General features: G+C 39.7%; 14 protein-coding genes and 1 tRNA gene. 1 reads left to right on the top strand and 14 read right to left on the bottom strand.

Translation table 11 applies throughout. The features are described from left to right. Nucleotides 1–16 precede the first annotated feature (16 nt). The 9 genes from PCY16_RS05475 to PCY16_RS05435 form a co-directional block, all read right to left on the bottom strand. Nucleotides 17–712, bottom strand: a complete 696-nt coding sequence (locus PCY16_RS05475) for an LrgB family protein (protein WP_002884772.1) — start codon at nucleotides 710–712, stop codon at nucleotides 17–19. Then, nucleotides 705–1,079, bottom strand: coding sequence for a CidA/LrgA family protein (locus tag PCY16_RS05470; protein WP_014634867.1), 375 nt, complete (start codon nucleotides 1,077–1,079; stop codon nucleotides 705–707). The genes PCY16_RS05475 and PCY16_RS05470 overlap by 8 nt, the downstream gene beginning before the upstream one ends. Nucleotides 1,080–1,231: 152 nt before the next feature. Beyond that, nucleotides 1,232–1,302 (bottom strand) — tRNA-Thr (locus tag PCY16_RS05465). Between the two features lie 57 nt (nucleotides 1,303–1,359). Continuing rightward, nucleotides 1,360–1,713: an arsenate reductase family protein gene (locus tag PCY16_RS05460; RefSeq protein WP_014634868.1), complete on the bottom strand. Its 354-nt coding sequence runs from the start codon at nucleotides 1,711–1,713 to the stop codon at nucleotides 1,360–1,362. A gap of 34 nt (nucleotides 1,714–1,747) precedes the next feature. Then, nucleotides 1,748–2,242 carry a methylated-DNA--[protein]-cysteine S-methyltransferase gene (locus tag PCY16_RS05455; protein WP_195413464.1) on the bottom strand — a complete coding sequence of 165 codons (495 nt, stop codon included), beginning with the start codon at nucleotides 2,240–2,242 and terminating at the stop codon, nucleotides 1,748–1,750. 55 nt (nucleotides 2,243–2,297) lie between these two features. Beyond that, entirely contained in the window at nucleotides 2,298–3,476 is a 1,179-nt protein-coding gene (locus PCY16_RS05450) for a 3-phosphoglycerate dehydrogenase family protein (protein ID WP_060972241.1), read from the bottom strand. An 18-nt stretch (nucleotides 3,477–3,494) separates the two neighbouring features. Continuing rightward, the gene (locus tag PCY16_RS05445; protein WP_073950287.1) at nucleotides 3,495–4,052 is read right to left on the bottom strand and encodes a GNAT family N-acetyltransferase; all 558 of its coding nucleotides are present in this window, start codon (nucleotides 4,050–4,052) and stop codon (nucleotides 3,495–3,497) included. A gap of 12 nt (nucleotides 4,053–4,064) precedes the next feature. Beyond that, entirely contained in the window at nucleotides 4,065–5,159 is a 1,095-nt protein-coding gene (serC, locus tag PCY16_RS05440) for a 3-phosphoserine/phosphohydroxythreonine transaminase (protein ID WP_195413463.1), read from the bottom strand. Between the two features lie 154 nt (nucleotides 5,160–5,313). Further along, nucleotides 5,314–6,207 carry an ROK family protein gene (locus PCY16_RS05435; RefSeq protein WP_048790227.1) on the bottom strand — a complete coding sequence of 298 codons (894 nt, stop codon included), beginning with the start codon at nucleotides 6,205–6,207 and terminating at the stop codon, nucleotides 5,314–5,316. Between the two features lie 115 nt (nucleotides 6,208–6,322). Here PCY16_RS05435 and PCY16_RS05430 point away from each other — a divergent pair, with 115 nt between their 5' ends. Further along, nucleotides 6,323–6,718: a VOC family protein gene (locus tag PCY16_RS05430; RefSeq protein WP_002884456.1), complete on the top strand. Its 396-nt coding sequence runs from the start codon at nucleotides 6,323–6,325 to the stop codon at nucleotides 6,716–6,718. Between the two features lie 43 nt (nucleotides 6,719–6,761). Here PCY16_RS05430 and PCY16_RS05425 read toward each other — a convergent pair whose 3' ends face one another. From PCY16_RS05425 to PCY16_RS05405, 5 genes are all read right to left on the bottom strand, one after another. Further along, a complete protein-coding gene (locus PCY16_RS05425; RefSeq protein ID WP_004183097.1) occupies nucleotides 6,762–7,661 on the bottom strand; it encodes an SPFH domain-containing protein in 900 nt (299 codons plus the stop codon). A 309-nt stretch (nucleotides 7,662–7,970) separates the two neighbouring features. Beyond that, nucleotides 7,971–9,038, bottom strand: a complete 1,068-nt coding sequence (locus PCY16_RS05420; protein WP_048790228.1) for a PotD/PotF family extracellular solute-binding protein — start codon at nucleotides 9,036–9,038, stop codon at nucleotides 7,971–7,973. Beyond that, a complete protein-coding gene (locus PCY16_RS05415; RefSeq protein WP_002884421.1) occupies nucleotides 9,031–9,807 on the bottom strand; it encodes an ABC transporter permease in 777 nt (258 codons plus the stop codon). The genes PCY16_RS05420 and PCY16_RS05415 overlap by 8 nt, the downstream gene beginning before the upstream one ends. Then, nucleotides 9,804–10,598 carry an ABC transporter permease gene (locus PCY16_RS05410; protein WP_021143764.1) on the bottom strand — a complete coding sequence of 265 codons (795 nt, stop codon included), beginning with the start codon at nucleotides 10,596–10,598 and terminating at the stop codon, nucleotides 9,804–9,806. Before PCY16_RS05410 ends, PCY16_RS05415 begins: the two co-directional genes overlap by 4 nt. Beyond that, nucleotides 10,582–11,736 carry an ABC transporter ATP-binding protein gene (locus PCY16_RS05405; protein WP_002884517.1) on the bottom strand — a complete coding sequence of 385 codons (1,155 nt, stop codon included), beginning with the start codon at nucleotides 11,734–11,736 and terminating at the stop codon, nucleotides 10,582–10,584. Before PCY16_RS05405 ends, PCY16_RS05410 begins: the two co-directional genes overlap by 17 nt. Nucleotides 11,737–11,740 lie beyond the last annotated feature (4 nt).

Genomic DNA, 11,740 nt, shown 5'->3' with positions numbered 1-11,740 from the left:
TCCAAACCTTAATTTTTTATTTCAGAATCAAACTCGCCACAATAGGACTAATAAAGACATATAGAATCCCTGTTACAGCGATTGAGAGACCACCCATGGCACCTGCAACCTGACCATATCTGAAGGCAGTTCCTGTACCTACAGCGTGTCCGGTTCCTCCTAGTGAAAGTCCTATAGCGACTGGGTCTTTAATCCCAATCATTTTTAGAAAGACAGGACCTAAGACAGAGGTTAAGATACCCGTAATAACAACTACAACCAAGGTTACCGTCGTAATCCCCTGCATTTTTTCCGAAATCCCTACAGCCATGGCAGTCGTTACAGACTTAGGAAAGAGAGAGATGGCTAGGAAATAATCCATACCAAAAAGCTTAGCAATCAAGGCCGTATAACTCGTATTTAGAACACAGGCAACAGTTGATCCAATTAGAATACTCTTATAGTGATGGCGCATGAGGTGTAGATTCTTATAAAAAGGAACTGCTAGCGCGACTGTTGAAGGAATAATCAAACTGTTAAGGTAAGAACCACCTACATAGTAATCCTTATAGGAAATACCTGTATAGTGCAAAATGACGATAATCAAGGCAGTCGATACAAGAAGAGGCGTTGTCAAAGGATTAGGAAAACGGCGATAAATCAAAAGCCCTATTGTGTAAGCTAGTACAGAAAGTGTTAGCCCAAACAAGGGTGTATTAAAAAAATTAGCCACGTTTAACCTCCTCGTAATCACCTTCAAAATGTTTTTTGATGAAACCGACAACTACTGCAATCACTACAATATTAAGAACCAAGGCTCCCATAATAATCAAAATAATAGGGACAATATTCGCTGAAATAGCATTCCATCGTTCCATAATACCGACACCTGCTGGCAAAAATAGAATGGTCATATTGGTAATTAAAAACTCTGCTACTGCATGAATATGACGTAGACGAATCCACTTAAGCTGAAGAGCAATAAGAAGCAAGAATAAACCAATAATGCTTCCAGGAATAGGTAATTTGAAGAATGTTGAAATAGCTTCACCAATAACGGCAAACAAACAAATCAACATGAATTGAACGTAGTATTTCACGACTTGCCTCCTAGGTTTAATCACCTATTAGTCTACTCCTTTTTTTTTGAATTTCAAGAGTTTTCAGTAAATTCTTTTGAAAAATTGAGAGGTATAAATCAGCCTCTTTGAATATAAAAAAATCCAACCCTAAGGCTGGACTTTATCACAGATGCCACCACCGAGAATTGAACTCGGAACGGAGCATTACCATTGCTCTATTATACCATTTAACTATAGCGGCAACTGTTTTAATCTTACCATACTTCTATTTACTGTGGCAAGATTTTTTGCTTATTTTTTATAAATTTAAGTCTTGGTAAGGGGTACGGTAACCAACCTGTAAAACCTTACCATCTTTAATCAAGATAGGACGTTTAATCAACATACCATCTGAAGCCAAGAGTTCAACAGCTTCATCAAGAGATAGGGTTGGCAACTTATCCTTTAGACCTAGAGAGCGGTAGGATTGACCACTCGTATTGAAGAATTTCTTAAGTTCTAAATCTGACCCTACCAAAAGCTCTTTTAAAAATTGAGCTGAAGGTGGATTTTCCTTAATATTAATAGATTCAACATCTAAACCTAATTGATCGAGTTCTGCCTTTGCCTTACGACAAGTGCTACATTTGGGATATTCATAAAAAGTGTACATAATTTTCTCCTTTTTTCTAGCATAAGATATCTATCTAAGGATTGTCAAACCTAATGCCTTCTAAATGAAGTAAGAAACGCTTGGCGTCTTCTCCTGCGGCGTAATTTCCTATATGACCACTACTAGGAAGAACCCGATGACAAGGGATCAGAATCAACCAGGGATTCTTACCAACAGCAGTTCCTACAGCCTGAGCTGATTGACATGAAATCACTTTACCAATCTGACTATAAGTTCTGCTCTGACCCGCAGGAATGTCCCGTAAAGCTGACCAAACTTTTAGCTGAAAGGCTGTCCCTCTATCTGCTAGAGGGAGGGTATCTGGACTTGGATTATTACCTTTAAAATAAGCCTCTAACCAATCCCTCGTCATTTTCAAGATAGGATTTGAGGTGTCTACTAATTCCTCTTCCTTAATACCTGCCTGAAAATGCTTTTGTCCCTCCAACCAAATGCCATAAAGTGCTTGGTCACTTGCCACCAAGCACAAGCGTCCAATAGGAGATAAATAATACTGACGATAAAGCATGTCTTTATTATAACAAAAAAGACAGGAATCTCTTGTTCCTGTCAATTAACTCTTATTATTTACCTTTAATCAAACGCACACGAACGATATTGTCACTAGCTTCAAACTTAGCAACCAATTCATCAATCTTAGACTTGTCTGTTTCATCAAGGTCAAGAAGTGTATAGGCATATTCACCCTTAGAACGGTTGATGATATTATCAATATTGATATTAAAATCAGAAACCGCTGTAGAGATACGAGCCACAATATTAGGCACGTTTTTATTAATCAAGGTGATACGGTATGGGGCACTCAAGGCCTGTTGCACACGTGGGAAGTTAACAGAGTTAACAATCTCACCTGTTTCCATGAAACGACGAATGGTTTGACCGGCCATAATCGCACAGTTAAGTTCTGCTTCACCTGTTGATCCTCCAACGTGTGGGAAGACAGTCACATGAGGTTTATTAAGTAGCTCTTCTGTACCAAAGTCGGTGATATAACGTTTAACCACACCTGTTTCCAAAGCATCAAAGAGGGCATCGTTATCTACCAACTCTGCACGGGCAAAGTTAATGATAGTTGTCCCTTTTTGCATAAGGTTAAAGGCATCCGCATTGAAAGTTCCTTTTGTGTCAGGTGTCAATGGAACGTGAACAGTGATATAATCACAGTTTTCAAAAATCTCTTTGAGATCAGAAACACGTCTTACATGGTGAGAAATATTCCAAGCTGCTTCAATAGAAACGTATGGATCGTAACCATAGACCTTCATACCCAAACGGTAAGCATCATTGGCAATACGTGCACCAATAGCACCAAGCCCGATAACACCAAGGGTCTTACCAGCAATCTCGCTACCAGCAAACTGTTTCTTGCCTGCTTCAATTTGTTTAGGAACATCGTCACCACTAAGTGTGTTAACCCAAGCATTGGCCGCAATATAGTCACGTGCTGAGAGTAAGATAGAGGCCAGAACAGCTTCTTTAACAGCGTTAGCATTGGCACCTGGAGTATTGAAGACAACAATTCCTTTTTCAGTTGCTTCGTCAACTGGAATATTGTTAGTTCCTGCACCAGCACGCGCAATAGCTTTCAAGTTGTCAGGGAAGACGGTATTATGGAGATTTTGACTACGAATGATGTAGGCATCTGGATTTTCCGCTAAATCACCATCAATTTGGAAATGATTTCCAAGTTCCTTCAAACCAATCTGGTTAATATTGTTATATGTTTTTACACTAAATACCATAATTTTATTCCTCTTAAATCAATGTATCCCGTGGTGAGCTGCTTCATCAACTTCTTGATAAAAGGCTTTTTCACGTTTGGTTTTGATTTTCTGATAAGCAAGACGTTCACCATCAATAGGGACCTTGCCACAATAGACATAGCCAAGTTTCTCCAAAATATGCTGCATGATAAGATTCTTTTCATGTGTATCGCAACGAAAATCATGAGCATCAGTTCCCTCAATAAGACCTTGAATAAAGGTTTGAGCGACCCTTTGACCCGTAACCTCAGTCAAAACAGCAACCCTATGGAAAGTAATGTAGCGCTTATTGTGATGTTTCCAGTCTCCATCATAGATTTTGTCGTAAGCAAGGTCTCCATCAGTAATCACCGCAGCATAAGAAACAATTTGACCATCAATGAGTCCTACATAGGCCTGTCCCTTAAGGACATCGTCGAAGATTGTTTCTTCAGTAGGGTAACCATCAGCTCCTTGCCATTGGGTGCTACCAGCTTCTGCTAAAGCAGTTCTAGCACTCTCAATGACAGTCATAATAGCCCCAATTTCATTTGGAAAGGCTTGTCTAATTTCCATCTCTTTACCTAATTATTTATTTTCGGCTTCAAATTTCTTCATAAAGTCAATCAAATCAAGCACACCTTGACGTGGGAAAGCATTATAAATACTAGCACGCATACCACCTACTGAACGGTGTCCTTTGATATTCTTGAAACCAAGAGCATCTGCTTCTGCTACAAACTTAGCATCCAACTCTTTACTTGGTGTGACGAATGGAATGTTGCAGACAGAACGATCCTTGGCATCTTTGACAGGGTTTGTGTAGAAATCAGATGACTCAATGTAATCGTAGAGAAGTCCTGATTTTTCGCGTTGAATTTCAGCCATCTTGTCTACGCCACCAATTTCATTTTTAACCCAGTCAAAGACGAGTTTTGAAATATAGATGTTGAAACATGGTGGTGTATTGTAAAGTGATCCTGCTTCAGCTTGAATACGATAATCCAACATGGCAGACAATTGTGGCTGGTCATTTAGGAAGTCCTCACGAACGATAACTACTGTTACACCAGCTGGTCCGATATTTTTTTGAGCTCCAGCGTAGATAAGGGCAAAGTCCTCAACATTGTAGCGAGCAGCCAAAATATTTGAAGACATATCAGCTACAATTGGCACACCGTTAGTATCAGGCAAATCGTAGATAGCTGTACCTTCAATGGTATTGTTCGTTGTCAAGTGAACATAAGCAGCTTCTGGATCAATTGTTGATGGGTCAAAACTTGGGATGTGATCGTAAACAGTTTCTTCTGAAGAGGCCAAAAGAATTGGTTCGAAAGGAATGGTTTTTGAAAGTTTAACAGCTTCTGTATAAGCTTTTTTACCCCATGAACCACCTACAAGGTAGTAAGCTTTCTTACCTTGAGCGAGGTTAAGTGGGACCATTGTAAATTGCGTTGAAGCGCCACCTTGCAAGAAAATAACCTTATAGTTATCAGGAATGGCCATGAGCTCACGAAGTGTCGCTTCCGCATCTTTAACGATCTTGTCAAATTCTGGAGAACGGTGGGACATTTCTAGCACGGACATACCGGAATCTTGATAGTTAAGCAATTCAGCCTGCGCTTTTTCAAGCACTGGTTTTGGTAATGTAGCAGGTCCTGCTGAGAAATTATAAATTGTCATAAAGACACCTCCAAAATTTTAATGGTCCTATTATAGCGAATTTTCTGAATATTGTAAAGTGTTAACAGTAAAAAACGAACGGGATTAACCGCTCGCCTCAAAAAAGTTAGGTATTTTATGTATATTCTTATCAGTAATTGATTTTAGTATCCGTTTATTTTTGCTTAAGAAAATAGGCTGCCCCAATTAGATTAGCTCCATTATGATGATGACAAGCAACAATCTCGGGACGTTTAATAATTTTACCGATAAAGTCAATCTCATGGTGAACCTTATCAAACTGGCGGTTGACCTCCTCGATAAGTATCGGCTGAGCTGAAATACCACCTCCAATAACAAAGGTTTCCACATCAAAGATGGTTTGAAGATTCAAAATGGTAATGGCTAGATTACGGCAATAGCTTTCAAAAAGCGAATAGACCGTTTTATCTCCTGCATTTATGGCCTTAAATGCGGCTAAACCATCCTTTAAATCTGAGTTACCTAGCACTTCATTTACCTCGGTAATTAAACCGACAGCCGACAAAGTCATGCCTCGCATCAATGAAGGATCAACTTTTTCCATTTGAACTGGTAAAAGAAAGGTCAACTCCCCCGCTTGAAAGTGGCTTCCTTGAAAAAGTTTACCATTAATAATAAATCCACCACCTAGACCTGAACCCAAAACAAGGGCTGCACCATTGGTCACTCCTTGCAAATGACCTGTGGCTAGCTCTGCTAAGGCCGCTGCTTTACCATCATTAAGAGCCATTACAGGCAGATGGTACTTGGCTTCGAGGACCTCTTTAATACGAAAGCCGTGGAAGAACCTCAATAAGCCACCATGATAAATCACACCTTCCTCAGTATCAACTGTCCCTGGAACACTAATTGCTAAACCTGATAAGTCTACTTTAACTGAAGTAACTATCTGATCAATCACGTCAATAGCTTGTTCCAAGGTTTGTGGGGATGACTGCGTCGGCAGATTCTTTTCAATGGCGAACTGCTCCGAAACAAGTGCTGACTTCACCTGTGTTCCCCCAAAATCAATCGCTAAAATCGTCATAAGCATCCTCCACAGATTGTTTTTCGTCATTATAACACAAAAGAGCAAAAACTAGAAAAAACGGTTCCAAAATGCTATCATAAACTTACACAATTAGATAAAAGGAGTATCTCACATGACTAAATTTCTACACACTTGTGTCCGTGTCAAGGACCTAGAAGCCTCACTTAAATTTTATAAAGAGGCACTTGGTTTCAAAGAAGCTCGTCGAAATGATTTTCCAGAATATAAGTTCACCCTTGTCTATTTACAACTCGAAGATGATCCTGATTATGAGTTGGAATTAACCTATAACTACGACCATGAAGCTTATGATCTCGGGGATGGATATGGTCATATCGCCGTTGGTGTTGATGACCTAGAAGCTACACACCAAGCTCACAAAGAGGCTGGCTACACTGTTACAGACCTCTCAGGTCTTCCTGGTAAACCAAAAATGTACTACTTTATCACTGATCCAGATGGCTATAAGATTGAAGTTATCCGTTTGACGCAATTCCTAGAAAAATAAAACAAAAAAAGTCAGATCGTATAGATCTGGCTTCTTTTTGTGCTTAATTTTTATTATCTGTCTTTAAGGCTGACAAAATTTGGGTACGAATATCATCCACACCGTTTGGATTATTTGGTAGGAATAAGGTTTGATTGCCTTTAGCCGCAAAAGTATTAAGCGTATCTAAGTATTGGTTAGTCAAAAGAATAGACATAATCTGCTCTTCAGACATACCCACATTGGCCTCTTTAAGTTCTGCGATTGATTCAGCCAATCCATCAACGATAGCCTTACGTTGTTGGGCAATACCAACCCCGTGAAGACGATCTTTTTCAGCTTCAGCTTCAGCTGCTGTGACAATCTTAATCTTATCAGCTTCTGCCAATTCTTGAGCTGCGACACGCTTACGTTGAGCAGCATTGATTTCGTTCATAGACTGTTTAACTTCAGCATCTGGTTCAACTTTGGTAATCAAGGTCTTAACAATGATATAACCATAAGTTGTCATTTCTTCAGCCACTTGGTGTTGAACCTCAAGGGCAATTTCATCTTTCTTCTCAAAGAGTTCATCGAGCGTCAATTTAGGAACTGATGAACGGAGAGCATCCTCAATGTATGATTTAATTTGAGCTTCTGGACGCATGAGTTTATAGTAAGCATCTGTAACATTTTGCTCATTAACACGATATTGAGTAGCCACATTCATCATGACAAAGACATTGTCCTTTGTCTTAGTCTCAACCACAATCTCACTTTGAAGCAAACGTAATTGAATACGAGCGGCAATTTTATCGATACCAAATGGTAAACGCATATGAATCCCACTCGTTGCAATTTTTTGATAACGCCCAAAACGTTCAACGATAGCCACTGACTGTTGACGTACAACGTAAAGCATACTGATGAGAATTCCCAAAATAATCAGGAATGAAAACAGTAAAAAGAGAAGTGCTGCTTGCATGTTAAGTCCTCCAAAATAAACATTAAAATTTTCTTTGCTTTATTATAGCACAGTGATACAATTTTTCAAGAAAAATAGCATAGCTCGTTCGAAATAGTGTAAAAGAGACACTTTCTTTATCGCTTATATGTCAGCACTCTTGAAAACTTGGAAACTCCTGTTAATCGAGAGAGTTGTACGCAACAGGCGAGACTTTTCGATATAAGAAAAAGGCTGAAACGAAATCGTTTCAGCCTCTTAGTATTTTCGAAAATAAAATCGTTTGAAGAATCATTCTAGATGGCATCCAAAACTCAAATCTCAAAAGACTTACTTACGATACATTTTAACTTGAAGGTAAATATCGTTATAGATTCCGAGCCATTTTTGTCCTAAGTTGTTATAGACTTCAAGGTTTTTAATGGTTGATTCTGATGGATAAAAGGCTTTATCATCAGTAATACTCTTTGGAAGCAAAGCTTTAGCTGCTTGGTTAGGTGTGGCATAACCGATATATTCAGCATTTTGGGCTGCATTTTCCGGTTTAAGCATGAAGTTGATAAAGGCATAAGCCTCTTTTTCATGCTTTACAGTCTTAGGAATCACCAGATTATCAAACCAAAGATTTGAGCCTTCAGATGGGACAACATAACGTAGGTCCTCATTTTTATCAAGCATCTCACTAGCTTCCCCTGAGAAGGTTACTCCAATGGCCGCATCACCTTGAACCATGTAGCCCTTCATCTCGTCACCAACAATAGCCTTGATATTTGGTGTTAGACTATTAAGTTTAGTTTCAGCCAAACGTAATTCAGTCATGTTCTTCGTATTCAAGCTATATCCCAGGCTATTGAGTGAGAAACCAAGGACTTCACGCGCACCATCAACTAGCATAATCTGGTTTTTGTAATCTGGTGACCAAAGATCATCCCAGTGCTGTGGTGCTTTTTTCACCAATTTTGAATTATAAACAATACCGACAGTTCCCCAGAAATAAGGGATGGAATAGTCATTGTGAGGGTCAAAACTAAGCCCTTTAAAGCTTGAACCAATCTGGTCAAAACCTTTGATTTTAGATTTATCCAACTTCACCAAAAGGTCTTCCTTAACCATTTTATCAATGGTATAGTCTGACGGTACAGCGATATCGTAGGTTGTTCCGCCCTGCTTAATCTTGGTATACATGGCTTCATTGGAATCAAAGGTTTCGTACTGAACCTTGATGCCCGTTTCTTTTGTAAATTTGGTCAGGAGGTCTGGGGCAATATAATCACCCCAGTTATAGATAACTAATTTGTCCGACACATTTCCTGTACGACTCTGCATGTAGGCAGAGATACCCCAAAGGAAGAAGATAATGGCTAAGATACCTGCCAGAAATTGATAGAGTCTACGCATCCTGCTCCTCCTTCTCCTTGGTAATCGCATAGTAACCTATCACTAAAAGAATAGAGAATAGGAAAACAACGGTAGACAAGGCATTGATTTCCAGAGAAATCCCTTTACGTGCACGTGAGTAAATTTCCACAGCAAGTGTTGAAAAACCATTCCCCGTTACAAAGAAGGTTACTGCAAAGTCATCCAATGAATAGGTAAAGGCCATGAAATAACCAGCAATAATACCAGGTGTCAAGTATGGCAACATAACCTCACGTAACATCTGCCATTGAGTGGCACCTAGGTCATAAGCGGCATTCACCATATCTCGATTCATTTCCTTGAGACGTGGCAACACCATGAGAACCACGATTGGGATTGAAAAGGCAATGTGACTCAATAAGACAGATACAAAACCTAGTTGGAAACCAATCAAGGTGAAGAGAATCAAGAAACTTGCACCAATCATAACGTCCGGTGCAACCATGAGCACGTTATTTAGAGATAAAATCCCAGTCTGCTGCTTCTGTTTACTCTCGTAGATAAAGATAGACCCAAAGGTACCAATAATCGTTGCCAGAAGAGCGCTAAGGAAAGCTAAAAAGAAGGTTTGAGCCAGGATTAACATAAGTCGGCTATCTGAAAACATGCTCTGATAGTTATCCAGAGTAAAACCTGTGAAACTATTCATATCGCCACCACTATTGAAAGAATAGGCGATTAAATAAAAGATTGGCAGGTAAAGGATAACAAAGACAAGAGCTAAATAGAGATTTGCAAATTTTTTCATTGACGTCTCTCCTTTGTTAACCACATTGTCGCAATCATAGCAGCAATAAGAACAACACCAATGGTTGCCCCCATTCCCCAGTTTTGTGTCGTGAGGAAATGCTGTTCGATAGCTGTCCCTAGGGTGATAACTCGGTTACCACCAATCAAGCGTGTCAGCATAAAGAGGCTGAGACTAGGAATGAAGACCGACTGGACACCAGAGCGTACCCCATTAAGCGATAAGGGAAAAATAACCTTGGTAAAGGTCTGCCAATCATTGGCTCCCAAATCTTTACTTGCATTCACAATATTTTCATCCAAATCATCCAGTGCATTGAAAATCGGTAGAATCATAAAGGGAATTTCAATGTAACTAGCTACGAAAATAAAGGAGAAATCCGTAAAGAGGATTTGCATGGGTGCAATCCCAAAGAAACCGAGAAAGGCATTGATACCGCCTTGTTGACCAAAAATCCCCATAAAAGCATAGGCTTTCAGAAGGAGATTGACCCAGGTTGGCAAAATGACCAACATCAACCAAAGTTGCTTATGCTTCAGTCTGGTTAAAAGATATGCCGTCGGATAAGAGATAATAAGCGTTACCAGAGTAATGATGGCTGCATAAAGAACCGAGTTAAAACTCATCCTTAAGTAAGTCCAACTGGAAAAGAAGGTGCCATAATTATCCAAAGTAAAGTTGCCACTGATATCAAAGAAAGACTGATAGAGTAGCATGAGCACTGGAGCAACCACGAAGAGTAGGAGCCAAAGGAGGTAAGGTACCGAGAAGAGGCTAGCTGTTTTCTTCATAGCGCTCCTCCTCAATGGCATTAATCAAGCCATCTTCATGTTCTTCCACTTCCACATATTCTTCAATACGTGCATCGAACTCTTCTTCTGTCTCATTAAGACGCATGATATGAATATCCTCAGGCGTAAAATCAAGACCGATAATCTCACCCTCAATCGCCTTACGGGTTGAATGAATCATCCATTCATTGCCAAGATTGTCATAGGCAATGATTTCATAGTGGACCCCACGGAAGAGCTGAGTTTCCACGCGAACTTGCAATTTGCCTTCCTCAGGAAGTGTAATCTGCAAATCTTCAGGACGAATAACCACTTCGACAGGTTCGTTAGGACGCATTCCTCCATCAACAGATTCAAAACGTTTCCCATTGAACTCAACCAAATAGTCCTCAATCATAACACCTGGTAGGATGTTAGATTCTCCAATAAAGGTTGCAACGAAGTGGTTAATAGGTTCGTCATAGATATCAACCGGAGTTCCTGATTGAACAATTTCACCATCGTTCATAACAAAAATCCAATCCGACATGGCCAAGGCTTCTTCTTGGTCGTGGGTTACAAAGACAAAGGTAATCCCTAGACGTTGCTGCAATTCGCGCAACTCGTATTGCATTTCAGTACGTAGTTTCAAATCCAGTGCTGACAAGGGCTCATCCAAAAGGACCACACGTGGTTGGTTAATAATTGCTCGGGCAATGGCAACACGTTGACGTTGACCACCTGATAATTTTTGAATTGAGCGTTTTTGATAACCATTGAGTTGAACCATCTTTAAGGCTTCTTCTACACGCTCTTCGATTTCCTTTTTAGGCACCTTTTTCAATTTAAGGGCAAAAGCCACATTGTCAAAGACATTCATATGTGGAAAGAGGGCATAAGATTGGAAAACGGTGTGGACATCCCTTTTATTGATAGGAATATCATTGATACGCTTTCCATCCAAAAGGACGTCACCACTGGTCGCATCTAAGAGACCTGCAATGATGTTCAAAATTGTTGATTTACCAGAACCAGAAGCCCCAAGTAGGGTATAAAACTTACCTTCTTCTAATTCAAAGTTGATGTCTTTTAAAACTTGTGTGCCACTGTCTTCAAACACTTTTGAGACGTTTCGAAAGGCAATAATCGGATTAGTCAATTGT

This window comes from Streptococcus sp. SS4 (assembly GCF_030440125.1).
GTDB lineage: Bacteria > Bacillota > Bacilli > Lactobacillales > Streptococcaceae > Streptococcus.
The sequence above is the reverse complement of the archived record's forward strand: the minus strand, read 5'-3'. Positions and strand labels throughout refer to the sequence as shown.

Excerpts from the sequence above, each read along its gene's own strand:
- PCY16_RS05460 (WP_014634868.1), bottom strand. The coding sequence starts at position 1,713 with ATGTACACTTTTTATGAATATCCCAAATGTAGCACTTGTCGTAAGGCA.
- PCY16_RS05420 (WP_048790228.1), bottom strand. The coding sequence starts at position 9,038 with ATGCGTAGACTCTATCAATTTCTGGCAGGTATCTTAGCCATTATCTTC.
- PCY16_RS05415 (WP_002884421.1), bottom strand. The coding sequence starts at position 9,807 with ATGAAAAAATTTGCAAATCTCTATTTAGCTCTTGTCTTTGTTATCCTT.
- PCY16_RS05410 (WP_021143764.1), bottom strand. The coding sequence starts at position 10,598 with ATGAAGAAAACAGCTAGCCTCTTCTCGGTACCTTACCTCCTTTGGCTC.
- PCY16_RS05450 (WP_060972241.1), bottom strand. The coding sequence starts at position 3,476 with ATGGTATTTAGTGTAAAAACATATAACAATATTAACCAGATTGGTTTG.
- PCY16_RS05455 (WP_195413464.1), bottom strand. The coding sequence starts at position 2,242 with ATGCTTTATCGTCAGTATTATTTATCTCCTATTGGACGCTTGTGCTTG.
- PCY16_RS05435 (WP_048790227.1), bottom strand. The coding sequence starts at position 6,207 with ATGACGATTTTAGCGATTGATTTTGGGGGAACACAGGTGAAGTCAGCA.
- PCY16_RS05425 (WP_004183097.1), bottom strand. The coding sequence starts at position 7,661 with ATGCAAGCAGCACTTCTCTTTTTACTGTTTTCATTCCTGATTATTTTG.
- serC (WP_195413463.1), bottom strand. The coding sequence starts at position 5,159 with ATGACAATTTATAATTTCTCAGCAGGACCTGCTACATTACCAAAACCA.
- PCY16_RS05430 (WP_002884456.1), top strand. The coding sequence starts at position 6,323 with ATGACTAAATTTCTACACACTTGTGTCCGTGTCAAGGACCTAGAAGCC.
- PCY16_RS05445 (WP_073950287.1), bottom strand. The coding sequence starts at position 4,052 with ATGGAAATTAGACAAGCCTTTCCAAATGAAATTGGGGCTATTATGACT.